Annotated in this window: 15 protein-coding genes; 8 read left to right on the forward strand and 7 right to left on the reverse strand. The window is 54.7% G+C overall.

Going from position 1 to position 16,223, the window contains the following annotated elements; translation table 11 throughout:
- Window positions 1–26: 26 nt before the first annotated feature.
- A complete protein-coding gene (locus QMZ30_RS11260; protein WP_283227431.1) occupies window positions 27–806 on the reverse strand; it encodes a DeoR/GlpR family DNA-binding transcription regulator in 780 nt (259 codons plus the stop codon).
- A 297-nt stretch (window positions 807–1,103) separates the two neighbouring features.
- On the opposite strand from QMZ30_RS11260, the gene gatZ reads away from it, so the two are divergent.
- From gatZ to QMZ30_RS11295, 7 genes are all read left to right on the forward strand, one after another.
- Complete coding sequence (gene gatZ, locus QMZ30_RS11265; protein WP_283227432.1) at window positions 1,104–2,399, forward strand: tagatose-bisphosphate aldolase subunit GatZ; 1,296 nt, start codon at window positions 1,104–1,106, stop codon at window positions 2,397–2,399.
- Window positions 2,392–2,850 (forward strand): PTS galactitol transporter subunit IIA, encoded by a 459-nt coding sequence (gene gatA / locus QMZ30_RS11270; protein WP_283227433.1) that lies wholly within the window; start codon window positions 2,392–2,394, stop codon window positions 2,848–2,850. The genes gatZ and gatA overlap by 8 nt, the downstream gene beginning before the upstream one ends.
- Before the next feature lie 34 nt (window positions 2,851–2,884).
- Window positions 2,885–3,169, forward strand: a complete 285-nt coding sequence (gatB, locus tag QMZ30_RS11275; RefSeq protein WP_045832098.1) for a PTS galactitol transporter subunit IIB — start codon at window positions 2,885–2,887, stop codon at window positions 3,167–3,169.
- A gap of 4 nt (window positions 3,170–3,173) precedes the next feature.
- On the forward strand, window positions 3,174–4,556 hold the full coding sequence (locus QMZ30_RS11280) for a PTS galactitol transporter subunit IIC (protein ID WP_283227434.1): 1,383 nt from the start codon (window positions 3,174–3,176) through the stop codon (window positions 4,554–4,556).
- A 41-nt stretch (window positions 4,557–4,597) separates the two neighbouring features.
- Entirely contained in the window at window positions 4,598–5,662 is a 1,065-nt protein-coding gene (gatD, locus tag QMZ30_RS11285; RefSeq protein ID WP_283227435.1) for a galactitol-1-phosphate 5-dehydrogenase, read from the forward strand.
- A complete protein-coding gene (locus tag QMZ30_RS11290; RefSeq protein ID WP_283227436.1) occupies window positions 5,662–6,519 on the forward strand; it encodes a tagatose bisphosphate family class II aldolase in 858 nt (285 codons plus the stop codon). Before gatD ends, QMZ30_RS11290 begins: the two co-directional genes overlap by 1 nt.
- Window positions 6,520–6,655: 136 nt before the next feature.
- Window positions 6,656–7,747 carry an NADH:flavin oxidoreductase/NADH oxidase gene (locus QMZ30_RS11295; protein ID WP_283227437.1) on the forward strand — a complete coding sequence of 364 codons (1,092 nt, stop codon included), beginning with the start codon at window positions 6,656–6,658 and terminating at the stop codon, window positions 7,745–7,747.
- Window positions 7,748–7,851: 104 nt separating this feature from the next.
- On the opposite strand, the gene QMZ30_RS11300 is transcribed toward QMZ30_RS11295, so the two are convergent.
- On the reverse strand, window positions 7,852–9,081 hold the full coding sequence (locus tag QMZ30_RS11300; RefSeq protein ID WP_283227438.1) for an MFS transporter: 1,230 nt from the start codon (window positions 9,079–9,081) through the stop codon (window positions 7,852–7,854).
- 514 nt (window positions 9,082–9,595) lie between these two features.
- Window positions 9,596–10,483 (reverse strand): LysR family transcriptional regulator, encoded by an 888-nt coding sequence (locus tag QMZ30_RS11305; RefSeq protein WP_283227439.1) that lies wholly within the window; start codon window positions 10,481–10,483, stop codon window positions 9,596–9,598.
- 102 nt (window positions 10,484–10,585) lie between these two features.
- On the opposite strand from QMZ30_RS11305, the gene QMZ30_RS11310 reads away from it, so the two are divergent.
- On the forward strand, window positions 10,586–12,004 hold the full coding sequence (locus QMZ30_RS11310; RefSeq protein ID WP_283227440.1) for an aldehyde dehydrogenase family protein: 1,419 nt from the start codon (window positions 10,586–10,588) through the stop codon (window positions 12,002–12,004).
- 81 nt (window positions 12,005–12,085) lie between these two features.
- On the opposite strand, the gene QMZ30_RS11315 is transcribed toward QMZ30_RS11310, so the two are convergent.
- From QMZ30_RS11315 to QMZ30_RS11330, 4 genes are all read right to left on the reverse strand, one after another.
- Entirely contained in the window at window positions 12,086–13,276 is a 1,191-nt protein-coding gene (locus tag QMZ30_RS11315; protein ID WP_283227441.1) for a cytochrome c biogenesis protein/redoxin, read from the reverse strand.
- A 9-nt stretch (window positions 13,277–13,285) separates the two neighbouring features.
- Window positions 13,286–14,038 (reverse strand): alpha/beta fold hydrolase, encoded by a 753-nt coding sequence (locus QMZ30_RS11320; RefSeq protein ID WP_283227442.1) that lies wholly within the window; start codon window positions 14,036–14,038, stop codon window positions 13,286–13,288.
- Between the two features lie 137 nt (window positions 14,039–14,175).
- Window positions 14,176–15,486, reverse strand: coding sequence for an ATP-binding protein (locus QMZ30_RS11325; RefSeq protein WP_283227443.1), 1,311 nt, complete (start codon window positions 15,484–15,486; stop codon window positions 14,176–14,178).
- On the reverse strand, window positions 15,483–16,223 hold the full coding sequence (locus QMZ30_RS11330; protein WP_283227444.1) for a response regulator: 741 nt from the start codon (window positions 16,221–16,223) through the stop codon (window positions 15,483–15,485). Before QMZ30_RS11330 ends, QMZ30_RS11325 begins: the two co-directional genes overlap by 4 nt.

Raw genomic sequence — 16,223 nt, forward strand, 5'->3', positions numbered from 1 at the left:
TGGCCACACAGTCTGTGGGCAGTACCTCATGCCACAATAACCGTCTTTCCTTGTTTTCTGAGCTCATTCAGTGCTTCTTCGGGGGCGTCTTCATCGGTAATCACGGTATGAATCTTGTCCAGTGAAAGGACCTGATTAAATCCTTTGCGGCCAAACTTGGAGGAGTCCGTCAATACAATCACCTGTCTGGATGCGTCAGCCATCACCGCGCTAATAGCAAAACCTTCGTTAAACGTAGTTATCCCGTTTTCAATATCCAGCCCGTCAGCACCGACGAACATCAGATTGGCTGAGACGTCACGCAGTGCAAGTTCAGCAATATTGCCATGCAGAGAAGCGGTTTTGTGTCGCACGGTCCCGCCGCACACCACTAGGGTAATGTCTTTATTATTAGAAAGAATGTTAGCGGCAGGCAGGCTGTTGGTAATCACGGTAATATTTTGTCTTTCTGCCAATGCTTCAGCCAGCAGCTTGGTTGTGCTTCCGCTGTCGAGGATCACGGTATCGCCTTCCTTCACCAGTTTGGCTGCCTGTATGGCGATACGCAGTTTAGGATCGGCGGCGAGCTGATAACGTTCATGCAGGCTAACTTCAGCCAGGGTTGGGTTAGCATCGTTGGCGGATGCTTCAATACTCGCCGCACCACCGTGGAATCGTGTGACCAGGCCTTTTTCTTCCAAAAGCCGTATATCGGCGCGAACGGTGACTTCCGTAACCCCTAACTCGGCAGAAATGTCACTCACCAGCCTGCTGCCGGTGCTGTTGACCATATCAACGATCCTGTTTCTACGTTCGAACGCGTTCATAAATGCTCCCCTTAAATGAAAGTCAATCCTAAAACGAAAGGATAAGAAAGTAAAATCGCAATAATGCCTTCATGATCTATGTAAATGTATTTTTTAAGAAAATAACAAGTAAGTTGATGTATATATTGAATATTAAGTCTGGCTCCCCCTTTTGTTTTAAAGGTAGGCGTCAACCTCAAAACGAAAAATAAAGATAAATAACGAAAATATATAGATCATGATCACATAAGCAAAAGAAAGCTATTGTGCTAAAAACGAAAGATTGTGATGTTATTAAGCATACTTTCGGAGGACAAAATGAAAAAAATCATCCAGCAGCACAAAGACGGTCTTGATTGCGGTATCTGCTCAGTCTGTTCCGCGCATCCACTGGTTATTGAGGCCGCACTGCGTCTTGACCTGAATACCCAGCGACAGGTACTGATCGAGGCCACATCAAACCAGGTCAATCAGTTTGGTGGTTACACCGGTATGAAGCCGGAGGATTTTCGTGATTACGTGCTGGATATCGCCGCGCGAGTCGGCTTCCCGGCTGAACGCCTGATTCTCGGCGGCGATCACCTTGGTCCCAATGTCTGGCAGGGCGAGAAGGCAGAGCAGGCAATGGAAAAATCCCGCGTACTGATCGCGGCGTATGTGAAAGCAGGATTCAGTAAGATTCACCTTGATGCTTCAATGTCCTGTGCAGATGACCCGGTTCCGCTGTCACCAGACGTGGTCGCACAGCGTGCCGCAGAACTGTGCCGCGTGGCGGAAGAAACGGCGACAGCAGAACAAAAGGCCGCGCTGACCTATATCATCGGCACCGAAGTGCCGGTACCGGGTGGCGAAGCACATGCTATCAACGAGGTACACGTAACCCGCCCGGAAGATGCCGCCCACACGCTTGATGTGCACCACAAAGCGTTTCGTGCCGCCGGTTTAGATGACGCGATTTGCCGCATTATCGGGCTGGTGGTGCAGCCAGGCGTGGAGTTTGATCACAGCAGCGTGATTCATTACGCGCCCGCCGAAGCGCGCGAACTCAGCACGTTTATTGAGTCAACACCCGTGGTGTATGAAGCTCACTCGACCGACTATCAGACCCGCACGGCCTATCGCGCGCTGGTAAAAGATCATTTCGCCATTCTGAAAGTCGGTCCGGCGCTGACCTTTGCGCTGCGCGAAGCCATCTTTGCGTTAGCCGAAATCGAAAAAAACCTGATTGCACCTGAAAAGCAGAGCCAGATCCTTGCGGTCATCGACCAGGTGATGCTGAACGAACCGGGCTACTGGAAAAAGTACTATCGTCCGTCGTTCTCAGACTCCCTGGTGGACATTCACTACAGCCTTTCAGACCGCATCCGCTACTACTGGCCGAATGCGCGCATTGTCAGTGCCTTCGACACGCTGATTGCCAACCTTAACGGCGTTGAACTGCCGCTCGGTCTGCTGAGCCAGTATCTGCCTAAACAGTTCGATCGCGTGCTAAATGGCAGCATCAGCGCTGATCCCCATACCCTCATCATCGACAAGATTCAGGACGTGCTGCGTGACTACGCATTCGGATGCGAACCTGAACTGAACCTGCAAAAAGAGGTAAGCCATGCATAACTACCGCCTAATCGTCTCTTCCGGCCTGAGCTTTGTGGATGCCGAAGAGGCGCTGAATCATATCGGCCTGAAAATGGTGCGCGACGGCATCTGTCGCGACAGCTACCCGGCTGCGCTGCTTGAACGTGAAGCCGCCTATCCAACCGGCATCGCGCTGGACGGGCACGCCGTTGCCATCCCGCACTGTGATGCTTCACACGCGGTTGAGCCGGCGATTTATCTGATCCGTCCCGCCTCGCCCGTGCATTTTCAGCAGGCGGACGATGACGGCACGATCGGCGCCGAGCTGATTATTGCGCTGGTCGTCACGCATCCTGAACAGCAGCTGAATCTGCTTAAGGCGCTGTTCGGCCAGCTGCAGCAGCCTGAATTTATCGAAAGTCTGCTCAGCGCGCCTGAGAGCGAACTGGCCGACTGCTTTACCCACCGCCTGCTCGCACCGGCGGCCTGATAACAACACCTGACCCTGCACCCGGAGAAAAACAATGAAACGTAAAGTGATTGTCGCCTGTGGCGGCGCCGTAGCCACCTCAACCATGGCGGCAGAGGAAATCAAAGATCTCTGTGAAGAGAACAGCATTACCGTCGAAATCGTGCAGTGCCGCGTTAACGAAATCGAGACCTACATGGACGGCGTGGACCTGATCTGTACCACGGCCCGCGTTGACCGTCAGTTTGGTGATATCCCGGTGGTGCACGGCATGCCGTTCATCTCAGGCGTGGGTATTGATGCGTTGCGCGACAAAATCCTGACCGTTCTTCAGGGGTAAGCTTATGTTTACTGAAATCATGCGTTACATCCTCGACCTCGGTCCGACAGTGATGCTGCCGATCGTGATCATCATTTTCTCCGTCTGCCTCGGGATGAAAGTGGGCGATGCCTTTAAGTCTGGCCTGTTTATCGGCATCGGCTTTGTCGGCATTGGGCTGGTGATTGGTCTGATGCTTGACTCTATCGGACCTGCCGCCAAAGCCATGGCGGCCAACTTTGAGATTGGCCTCGATGTGGTCGATGTGGGCTGGCCGGGATCGTCGCCGATGACATGGGCGTCACAGATTGCGCTGGTCGCCATTCCGATTGCGATTGTGGTGAACATCCTGATGCTGGTCACCCGCATGACCCGCGTGGTGAATGTCGATATCTGGAACATCTGGCACATGACCTTCACCGGCGCGATGCTGCATCTGGCGACCGGCTCTTACTGGCTGGGCATTCTGGGCGTGGTGCTGCATGCGGCCTTCGCCTACAAACTGGGTGACTGGTTTGCGCGCGATACCAAAAACTACTTCGATCTCGACGGCATTGCCGTGCCGCACGGTTCTTCCGCCTATATGGGGCCGGTGGCGGTGCTGGTAGACGTTATCATTGATAAAATCCCGGGTCTGAAGCGCATTCACTTCAGTGCTGATGATGTGCAGAAGCGTTTCGGTGCCTTTGGTGAGCCTGTGACTGTTGGCTTCATCATGGGTATCGTGATCGGCCTGCTGGCGGGCTACGACGCCAAAGGCGTGCTGCAGCTGGCGGTGAAAACCGGCGCAGTGATGTTGCTGATGCCGCGCGTCATTAAACCCATTATGGATGGCCTCAACCCGATTGCGAAACAGGCCCGTAAACGCCTGCAGGCAAAATTCGGTGGTCGGGAATTCCTGATTGGCCTCGATCCGGCGCTGTTGCTGGGCCACACCTCGGTGGTCTCCGCCAGCCTGATCTTTATTCCACTGACCATCCTGATTGCCGTGTTCGTGCCGGGCAACCGCGTGCTGCCGTTCGGCGACCTGGCCACCATTGGCTTCTTCGTGGCCATGGCCGTTGCCGTACACCAGGGCAACCTGTTCCGCACCCTGATCTCGGGCATCATCATCATGGGCATGACGCTGTGGATTGCCACCCAGACTATCGGGCTGCATACCCAGCTTGCTGCCAACGCTGGCGCACTCAAGGCCGGAAGCCAGGTGGCCTCAATGGACCAGGGCGGTTCACCTGTAACTTATCTCCTGATCCAGTTCCTGACCTGGCAGAATGTCACCGCGCTGGTGGTGATTGGCACGGTTTATCTGCTGGGCGTGGCGCTGATCTGGCGCAGAGCGCGTCAGGCAATGCAGCCACAGCCAGAGCCGGATAACACCCTTTCTCAGAATAATTCTTTAGCGAAATAACCAACGGGGGCGAGTCCCCCGTACTTCCCGGAGTTTACCCCATGAAATCTGTCGTGATACACGCCGGAGGCAGCGTTACGGTTGAAGAACAGCCGTTGCCTCAGATTGAAGCCGGAGATGACGTGCTGGTGCAGGTTCTCTGCTCCGGACTCTGCGGTTCAGATATTCCGCGCATCTTTCACGCAGGCGCACATTTTTATCCCATCACCCTGGGACACGAGTTCTGCGGTCGTGTAGTGGAAACCGGCACGGGCATCAGCGATCTTGACGCTGGCGACTTGGTTTCCTGCGTGCCGCTGCAACCCTGCTTTGACTGCGAAGAGTGTCGCCGCCAGCTCTGGTCACAGTGCCGGAACTACAGCTTCATTGGTTCTCGCAGCGATGGCGGTAATCGGGAATACATCGTGGTGCCGCGCCAGAACCTTTTCCGACTTCCGGCCAATACCTCACCCGTGGAAGGTGCCTTCTTTGAGCCGATGACGGTCAGCCTGCACACCATTGAGCTGGCAGGGGGCTGCCGCGATAAAGAGGTGATTATTGTTGGCGCGGGTACCATCGGCCTGCTGGCGATGCAGTGCGCCAAAGCGCTGGGCGCACGCTCGGTGACGGCCATTGATATCAACCCTGAACGACTGGCGCTGTCCCAGCGTCTGGGCGCGGATTACGTCTTTAACAGCGCCGAAATGAGCGCAAGTGACATTCGCAGTGAAATGAGCAATCGCCGCTTTGACCAGCTGATCCTGGAAACCGCCGGTGCACCGCAGACCGTAGAACTCAGCATCCAGATTGCCGGGCCGCAGGCGCAACTGGGGCTGATTGGCACCCTGCACAAAGACCTCGACCTGAGCAGCACCACCTTTGGCCAGATCCTGCGTAAAGAGCTGAAGGTGCTGGGCAGCTGGATGAACTACTCCGGGGCCTGGCCCGGCGTGGAGTGGGAACAGGCGACCGAACTTTTTGAAGCCGGAAAGATCGATCTCTCCGCACTCATCGCCGTACAGGGTGATGCCGACGTTTACGCCAGTGCCGTCGCCGATCTGAACGGTAAACCCATGAGCGGCAAAATCATGCTCGACTTCTCATCACATGTCGGAGGACAGGCCTAATGTATCTCGTCTCTAATCGCGCCATGCTAATCAAGGCGCAGCAGGGCGGTTATGCCGTGCCTGCGTTTAACGTACATAACCTCGAAACCGTGCAGGTGATTGCGGAAACCGCATCGGAACTGGCATCGCCGGTGATTATGGCGGGCACCACGGGCACCTATAAATATGCCGGGTTGGGTTATCTGGTGGCGATCTGTAAACAGGCCGCACAGAAGTATGATTTACCCATCGCGCTGCATCTCGATCATCATGAAGATCTGTCGGATATCGAGGCTAAAGTGAAGGCGGGCGTGCGCTCGGTGATGATTGACGCCTCGCACTTCGCCTTTGAACAGAACATTGAAAAGGTGGTGCAGGCCGTACGTCTTTGCCATCGCTACGATGCCAGTGTGGAGGCCGAACTGGGTCGCCTCGGGGGGCAGGAAGACGACATCGTGGTGGATGAGAAAGATAGTTTCTTTACTGATCCCCTCAAGGCAGCAGAATATGTGCAGCGTACCGGCATTGATTCTCTCGCCGTTGCCATAGGATCAGCTCACGGCATGTATCAGGGGGAACCGAAGCTGGATTTTGCACGGCTGGCGCAAATTCGTGACCGTGTTGGTATTCCACTAGTTTTACATGGAGCATCGGGTATTCCAGAAGCGATGTTGCGTCAGTCCATTGAGTTGGGAATCTGTAAAGTGAACGTGGCAACTGAGCTTAAAATCGCATTTTCTGACGCGGTAAAGTCTTTCTTCAATGAGAACCCGCGATCTAATGATCCGCGTGAGTATATGGAACCTGGTAAAAAAGCGATGAAATACATTGTGCAGGAGAAGATTCGCATGTGTGGCAGCGAGGGGAAACTGCGGTAGATGGGATGTGAAACAGCATGCGTTGCGCGAACAGCCTCTGCCAGAATGCGTAGAGTGAGACGCGTATCCGAGGCTGACGGTTTAACCTTGAGTGAAACCAGCGCAGCGCTGCTGCTAACAACGTTAAGGGATAAAGATGAGTCAACTATTTAGTGCCGCAAAGATTGGAGAGCTTGAGCTGGAGAACCGCATCGTGATCGCCCCGATGTGCCAATACTCCGCCGATGCGGGATGCGCCAGCAGCTGGCACCGCATCCATTTAGGTTCACTGGCGCTTTCTGGCGCCGGATTGCTGATTCTGGAAGCCACCGCCGTTGAAGCGGCAGGCCGCATCTCGCCGGGAGACCTCGGGCTGTGGGATGACAAGACGGAAGCCGCGTTACACAGCGTGCTGTCTGACATTCGCGCCTGGTCACCCATCCGCCTGGGTATCCAGCTGGGCCACGCCGGGCGTAAAGCCTCATGCCGTGCGCCATGGCAGGGAGGGCATCAACTGCCGGAGAGTGAAGGTGGCTGGCAAACGGTGGCTCCTTCAGCGCTCAGCTTTGCAGAGCAGGATCATGCTCCGACCGCACTGGATGAAGCGGGGCTGGCGCGCATCAAACAGGCATTTGTGGATAGCGCGCAGCGTGCGGTGCGTCTGGGTATTGAGCTGATTGAAATCCACGCGGCACACGGTTATCTGCTGCATCAGTTCCTGTCGCCACTGAGCAACCAACGTCAGGATCAATACGGTGGTTCGCTGGAGAATCGTTTACGTTTCCCACTCGAGGTGTTTGCGGCGGTACGTGCGGCTGTGCCTGCTTCGATTCCGGTTGGCGTGCGTCTCTCTGCCAGCGATTGGGTTGAGGGTGGCTGGGATGTTGAGCAATCCATTGTGTTTAGCCAGCAGCTTGAAGCGCAGGGGTGTGATTATGTGCATGTATCGAGCGGTGGGCTATCACCACAGCAATCCATCACTGTGGGGCCGGGATATCAGCTGCCGTTCGCACGCGATATCCGCCAACAGGTGAAGATTCCGGTTATCGGCGTGGGCTTGATCACCGATCCGCAGCAGGCTGAAGCGGTGGTGGAGCAGGGCGACGCCGACCTGGTCGCGTTGGGTCGTGCCGTGCTCTACAACCCGCACTGGCCATGGCAGGCTGCTGCCGCGCTGAATGCGCAGGTCAAGGTTCCGTCACAGTATTTGCGTTCTGAACCGCATGGCGTGAAGGGCACGCTGGTTTAATTTTAATTAGCCTGGCGGCTCTGCACTTCGAGCCGCCCATCGTCGTTAATGAAGCTTGTCAGGCTCCAACACAGAATAGCTGCGGAGCCCGTTTTAAACTAATTTTAAACATTTTCAAGATCAATACCGGTAGCATTAGGCAGGCAAAGCGCAGCGACTATCCCTATGAGGTAAGAAGTAATCGCAAGGGCTCCCATTGCGTACCCAAGATGAATATGACTGGATACAATCCCTACTATTGCAGGCATTAGTGAACCAAAGCCACGACCAAAACTTGCACAAAAACCGGCTCCACTTCCGCGTATATATGTCGAGTAAAGCTCTGAGAATGCGGGAGTTAAGCCAGAGGCCAAGCCGCCTTGTAAGGAGCCCAGGAAAAAACCAAGAACCAATGTAATATTCAGGCTGATATCAGCAAACATATAGATACTGACCACAGCTATTTGGCCCGCCAGGAAAAGGATAATGGTTTTCCATCGACCGAATCGGTCGCTTAATCTTCCATATAGAAACGGACCTATCAAAGACCCCAGTATATTAATTGCCAGATAACCAGACATGGATAATACCGGCAATCCTAATTCCATCCGTAGATAGGTCGGAAGCCAGGTAATCATCACATAGGCTCCGCCAAATATTCCAGAGGCTAGCAATGTTGCGGTAATAGTGATGCGTAGGTTCTTACCTTTGAAAATATCGCTAACATTGCTTGTATTCTTTTCTGCTTTTTTTCTCAAAAAGACAGGCGATTCCGGCACCAAACGACGAATAAACCAAACGAGAATGGCTGGGATAATTCCTGCCAGGAAAAAAAGTTTCCACGCTATCTGCTGTGGGAAAAAATTGAGCAGCACAGGTAGGACTGCTAGCGAGATTGCGTAACCAATGGCGTAACCACTTTGAATGGAAGCACCCACACGTCCCCGATAGCTGGCCCGGATCACTTCGCTGATCAATACACCGCCGACAACGACTTCACCTCCATAACCCAGTCCCTGAAGAAATCGGACGATGAGAAATTGCCAGAAATCTCCGCACAGTGCGGTTAATGCGGTGAAGCAAGCCACCCATAAAACTGTCAACTGCATGACACGAATACGTCCCAGGCGATCGGCCAGCATGCCAGCGCTCCATCCGCCTAATGCACTTCCAATTAATGACGCTGATCCTAGAATACCTGCTTCAGATTTTGTCAAGATGGCAAGGCTCAATAATATGGGCATGACCAGAGAGTATATGGTGCTATCCATCGAATCGAGCGTGAATCCTCCAAGACAGGCCCACCATGTTTTACGCTCATCCCTGTTTAGATTACTGTACCATCCCAATTTCATTGCTCACCTGCCATTTTATAATATTAATTTATTGAGCACCGTGTAGGTGTCGATGGTTTCAAGTTTTCAGATGTTGAGGGGTTTAATTTTATAAAAACACGCGATATTAACATCGGTGTCTGGTTAACCCGAGGTGGTGTAATTTTTCGTAACACCAAATTTATTGACATAAAATATTGGAAGACAACCAGTACATCGAGAGAATTTTGATTGCGATGATGAAAATTAATTGCTCCGCCAGTACGTCAGTCGAATATAGATTAATCATCAAGACACTCTTTTTGCTGCATTTCTCAATGGTTATTGCCTGTTTGTCCCTCTAATTTCATCCTGACACGCACTTAGCATCCCGAATAATACCTTTCATTTAGTCAGCTATGAGTTCTATTTATGTTGTGATGGCGATCTCATCAAAGAATATAAAGACGCGAGCTGCAATAAGATAAACTTAATATAAAACAATTAATTATAATATTTATGAGGGTTTAGACAAAATCTTCCCTCATAATAACCGTCACCCTCTGCGAATAAACTCTGTCAGCGCTCTCAGCGCAGGCGGCACCAGCCGATGGCCTGGATAATAGAGACAGAGCGCCCCCAGATTGACATGCCAGTCAGGCAGCAATCGCACCAGCCTTCCTGCCTGCACATCTACCGCAATATGTTGTTCCGACAAACAGGCAATCCCTAATCCGGCTAGCGCCGCTTTGTGCATGGACGCTAAATCGCTCGCGGCAAAACGGGGTTCCCCCTGCAATTTGTAGGATTGCTGCTGATGGCTCAACTCCCAGCGATAAAGACTGCCGTCGGACATGCGCATACACAAGGTTGAGTGTTCGCTGAGTTGCTCTGGCTGCGTGGGTGCCTGAACGCGCTCAAGATAATCCGGTGCTGCGACCACTATCATGCGCAATTCCGGTGTCAGTTTGACCGCAATCATATCGGCGGGAATATCCTCCTCCAGACGAATCCCGGCATCAAATCCCTCGGCCACAATATCCACCCGCTCTCTCTGGCTGCAGATATCGACGCGGATGCGCGGATAACGCTGCAAAAAAGGGATAAGCACCGACTCGTACCAGAGTGAGCAGCTCTCCGGGGGCACATTGAGACGCAGAATACCGGCTGGATCGTGAGGCTCGCTGCTTACCTCCTCCGATGCGCTACGAATAATTTCCAACGCTGGCGCGATCTTCTGCATAAAGCGGCGACCCGCATCCGTCAGCGCCACGCTGCGCGTAGTGCGGTTGAACAGACGCACGCCCAAACGTTTCTCCAGCGCGGCTATAGCGTTAGTGACAGCGGAAGGGGACATTTCCAGCTCGCTGGCAGCGCCTTTAAAGGTACCGCGCCGCGCTACAGCCAGCATGATTTCCAGTTCAGTGATACCTGTTCGGCTCATTGATTATTCCGTTAAACGTAATACCCCTTGCAGGGATTAGCGGATTATTCCCGCACACAGAACATGATAATTTTCCTGCCAATTCATCTCAGGAGCAGCGTCATGCATGTTATCGAACACATCTACATTAATGGCCGTTTTGTTACCCCTGTCGGCGACGAGTGGCTGGACATTATCAAGCCTGCCGACGGCAGCGTCATTGGCAAAGCGCGTCTGGCAAATGAACAGGATGCCGAACGCGCCATTGCTGCTACGCATGCAGCGTTTCCCGCCTTTTCCCGCACTTCGGTGACGCAGCGTATCACGCTGCTGGAGCAGATGTATGACGCCGTAAAAAGTTGTGAAACGGATCTGCACGCCGCCATCCTGGAGGAGTATGGCGCACCCTCATCACGATCGCAGTGGATGGCCAGCTATCCCGCGGATGTCATTCTCCAGGTAATGGAAGAACTGAAAACTTATCCATTTATACAGCAAGCCGGGCGTGCTCGTGTCCAGATGCTGTCACTCGGTGTCGCCGGACTCATTACCCCCTGGAACAGCAACGCGGGCTTTATCTGCCACAAGCTGGCGACTGCGCTGGCAGCGGGTTGCACGACGGTCATCAAGCCCAGTGAGTTTAGCCTGTTACAAACTGAGGTGATCACTCAAGCGCTACATCGCGCCGGATTGCCTGATGGCCTGTTCAATATCGTCACCGGTCGCGGCGCTCAGGTCGGTGATGCCATCAGCCGCAGTGAGAAGGTGGCAAAAATATCCTTTACCGGATCAACCGCTACAGGCAAAGCCATTTTGCGCACGGCCGCCGACACGTTCAAACGCGTCACGCTCGAGTTGGGAGGTAAATCACCGACGCTGATCCTGCCGGATGCCGATGCCTCCACCGCAGCAAAACTTGCCGTTCAGGCCGGATTTATCAATAGCGGACAAGCCTGTATTGCCGGCACGCGAATTCTGGTCCCTGAAGCCCGCAAAGCCGAGTTCGAACGTGCATTGGCGGCAGAAGTTGAGGCACAGCATTCTGGCGATCCCGTCGATGCCAGCACCACCATCGGCCCGATGATCAATGAAAAGCAGTGGCAGCGGGTACAGCACTATATTGAGCTTGGCGAGCAGGAAGGGGCGCGCCTGTTGAGCGGGGGCGCGGGACGACCGGATGGGTTAACTCACGGTTGGTATATCAAGCCCACGCTGTTCAGCGACGTGAATCCGCAGATGCGCATTGCCCGCGAAGAGATCTTTGGGCCGGTGCTCAGCCTCATCAGCTATCGCGATGAAGCGGAAGCAATTGCGATCGCTAACGATACGGAATATGGCCTGTCCGCGCTGGTGATCGGCGCAGATGAGCAGCATGCGCGTGACGTGGGCGAGCAGATTCTGGCGGGCCGGGTGATGATCAATACGCTGGCGCACGAACCCCGCGCGCCTTTTGGTGGCTTTGGCCATTCCGGAATAGGTCGGGAAATGGGGCAATGGGGTATCAGTGCCTTTCTGGAACCGCGCGCGGTGACGATTGCTTAAACTGATCAGGATGCGCAGAAATGCGCATCCTGCGATCATCGCGACGGTACAAGCAAGGTCGCCAGCAATGGCGACCTGCATTTACGTCCTTGCCTCTTTGAGCAACTGTTGAATCACGCGTTCCTGCTCCGCATAATTACCTTCACCAGAGGCGGTGTACCGCAACTGACCATGCGCATCGAAAATATAATGTGCGGGCCAGTATTGATTACCAAAGCGATTCCAGATGCTGTAGTTATTGTCCGCTACCACGGTATACGGCAGTTGCCACTGTTTGATCGCGCGGTTCACCGCTTTCTCATCCCGTTCCCACGGATATTCCGGGGTGTGAACGCCGATGACCGCTAATCCCTGAGACTGATACTTGTTGGCCCAGTCACGCACATGCGGCAAGGTGTGCTGGCAGTTAATACAGTCGTAGGTCCAGAAATCCACCAACACCACTTTGCCTTTTAGTGTCTCAGGGGTAACAGGTGTACCGTTCAGCCATGCAGTGCCGCCTTCCAGCGAGGGCAGCGTACTGCGGGTTTGTGGCATCGCGACGGGTTCGAGGCGAGGTGTCGTTGCGGGTCGAGGTGTCCACTCACTGAGACGCTGCTCCAGATGCTGTGCAAACGCAGGGCCATTCTGTAACTGACCTTGTGTTCCGCTAGCGATCAGCGCGACCGCTGCCAGCATGGATATCCCCGCCACCTGGCGCAAACGTGTAATGAATGCAAAACCCGGCCGCAATCGTGTGACTAATCCCCGTCCTGACACGTAAAGCAGTGCCAGCATCAGTGCCGCACCGCTGCCATAGGCTGCCAGCAAAAGGCCAACCGAGACAGGGTCCTTCCCCACCACGGCCAGGCTGAGAATTGCGCCCAACACCGGCCCGGCGCAGGGTGACCACAGCATTCCGGTCGCCAACCCCGCCAAAAATGCTGCCGTTAAACCGCGACGGCGATGGCTGGCATCATTCATGCGATTACCCAACGCCACAAAGGGTTGGGTAACATGCTGAGCAATACGCGGTGACAGTAAGGTTAGTGCGGTTACCGCCAGAAAGGCCAGCGCGAACCAACGTCCAGCCGCCGTGACACTGGCAACCCAATCACTGGCTACTGTCACCAGCAATGCCACGGCGGTGAACATCATCACCATACCGCTCAACAGTGCCAGCAACTGCCCTTTTTGACCGCGCACGCTGGCAAACACAAACGGAATCACAGGCAGGGTACAAGGACTGAGTAACGTCAACATGCCTGCAAAGAAAGCAATAATGAAAGACATACGGCCTCCTTAATGGGCGTTAACCGCAGCGGTGATTACACGCACCACGCTATCCGGCTGGCTCAACATCGACACATGGCTTGCCGCGACGACACTCACGTGCGCATGAATTTTTTTCGCCATCGCACGCTCAAGATCGGGGTTGATCATGCGATCCTGGCTGCTGACCAGATACCAGCTCGGCTTTTCCCCCCAGGCGGCTTGCGTCACTTTGTCGCCAAAGGCAGCGGCACGGATGGGGCCTTGCGTCACGGCGAGCAGCCGTTGCTGTGCGGGTTTCACATCTGGCGCGAAGTCTTGCGCTACCACATTGGCTGGGAGCGTGAGAAATCCCTGTGCCGTTTTGCTGATCCCGGCGCTGCCTGGGGGAGCCGGATAGCTGTCGGCCAGTTCAGCCGTGGATTCCCCCTTATCCGGCGCAAAGGCAGCGACATATACCAACGCTTTGACTTTATCGTTATTACCGGCTTCGGTGATCACCGTACCGCCCCATGAGTGACCGACCAGCACCACGTCGCCATGCGCCTGCGCAATGGCGCGTTGCGTGGCGGCGACATCATCCTGCAATGAGGTGAGCGGCAGCTGTACGGCAATCACTTCATCATGTTTGGCCTGCAGTTGTTCAATGACGCGATTCCAGCTACTTCCATCAGCGAAGGCGCCGTGGACAAGTACCACCGAGTGCAGATTATCGGCCTGCGCGAAGGGGGTAACAGAAAGTGCCAGCAGGGTGGTGGCGAAGAGTTGAGACAATGCTTTCATAGGAACCTCGTGACAGTGGTTAAAAGGCTGCGTGCTTTAGCAGTGCGCTCATTTAACCAGGCTGATGTGTTCACGAAGTGTCTGTTACCGCCCGTATTGTCAGTCTGTATGTGTACGGGCGGCGCAGATACAAAAGGCTACAAATCGGTTTGTTGCAGAGTGATGTGGGCGTCGAGCCCGCCTTCAGGTCGATTAGATAGATGCAGCGTACCAGACATCTGACTCACCAACTGCGTGGCGATCGCCAAACCCAATCCAGTGCCGCCGGTGTGACGATTGCGCGAACTCTCAACGCGATAGAAGGGTTCCAGCACCGCCTGCAGTTCCGCTTCAGGAATGCCCGGTCCGTTATCCAGTACGTGAATCTCTACCCGATCCCCTTGCGGCGCGCTCAGTACAATGCCAGCCTCGCTACCAAACTTCAGCGCGTTATCAATCAGGTTGGTCATGATGCGGCGCAGCGCTTGAGGCCTGACGGCAAAATTATCTCTGCCGTGACAGGGCGTGAAATTGACCGCTTTGCCGATGTCCTGATAGTCGCAGGCAATACTGTCGAGAAACGCATTCAGACTCACGACCTGCCGCGCTTCCTCCAGCACTTCCGATGAGCGCGCATAGGCAATGCCTTCCCGCACTAAGCGGCTCATGTTATCGAGATCGCCGAGTAATTTATCGCGCAATTCCGGCTGTTCCGACATCTCCACGCGCAGCTTCATGCGGGTAATCGGCGTTTGCAGATCGTGGGAGATCGCCGCCAGAATCTGGGCTCGCTCTTTTAGATGATCCTGAATGCGCGTCTGCATGGCGTTAAACGCACGCGCCGCCTGTTGCACTTCTTCCGGACCACTCTCTGGCATCAGTTGCGCGCTGTTTGACGCGGGTTTCAGCCCTTCGACGGCCTGGGTGAATCGCATAAAGGGTCGCACCACCTGACGTACCGCCAGCCAGGCACAACACAGCAACAGCAACAGTTGGCCGATCAATACCGCTGGCAGCCAGCGCGCGATGGCGGGCATGCGCGGCCAGAGATCCAGCGTCAGCGGCACGCCATCGTGGAGTGTCAGATGCACCTGAATATGCTCTCGCGGGCCGGGAATGGCGTGAATGCTCATCTGATAACGTCCACCGAGGCTCTCCTGCAGGGAACGGACCGCATCCCGTGCACGCCAGCTACTGGGATAAGGGCCAGGTAAACCTTTTGTTAATTCATAGCGATAGTTACCGCGCTCCAGTTTTGCCAGCCAGCCTGGTCGCTCTGCCGCAGGGAGACGGTCGAGAATGGCGACGCTGGTTGCCACATCATATTCGAGGTTGCCGAGCATCACCGTTTTGGCACTGCTCATACGCTCGATCATCAAGCTCACTAAGGTGGTGGCATTCGCCAGCAACAAGCCACCCAGCACGATAATCAGCAGGCGCGCCAGCAACGATCGCGGCCACAGCTTCATTCATGCGCCTCTTTGATGATCACCGGTGCAGCCAGCACATAGCCTTCGCTGCGTACCGTTTTGAGGTAGGCGGGCTCACGCGCATCATCACGCAGGCGCTGGCGTAAGCGGCTGACCAGCAGGTCGATGGAACGTTCGAACAACTCCGCATCGCGGCCCTGTGTCAGATTCAACAGTTGGTCGCGGTTTAATACACGCTGCGGATGATCGAGAAACACGCGCAGCAGGCGATATTCAGCCCCACTCAATGCCACAATCACGCCCTCGTGATCGATGAGATGTCGCGCAGAGGTATCTAATTGCCAGTCGCCAAAAGCGATAATGCGACCGACCTCGGTGATTTGCAGATTAGGCGGCAAGGCGCGGGTGCGGCGCAGAATGGCTTTGATGCGCGCCAGCAGCTCGCGGGCGACAAAGGGTTTGATCAGATAATCATCCGCACCCATCTCCAGGCCAAGAATACGGTCGGTATCCTCGCTGCGCGCGGTGAGCATCAGAATCGGCAAGTTTCGCTGGGGATCGCTGCGCAGCTGACGGCACAATGTCAGGCCATCATCGCCTGGCATCATGATATCGAGCACCACCAGGTCGATAGCATTCGCTGATAACATCGCGCGCATCTCCCGTCCATTGGCAGCGCCCGTCGCACGATAGCCGGACTTGATGAGGTAATCGGTAATCAGTTCACGGATATCCCGGTCATCATCGACAACCAGGATGTGATCAATGTGCTCCAA

The organism is Pantoea sp. EA-12, from assembly GCF_030053355.1.
Classification (GTDB): Bacteria; Pseudomonadota; Gammaproteobacteria; order Enterobacterales; family Enterobacteriaceae; genus Pantoea; species Pantoea vagans_C.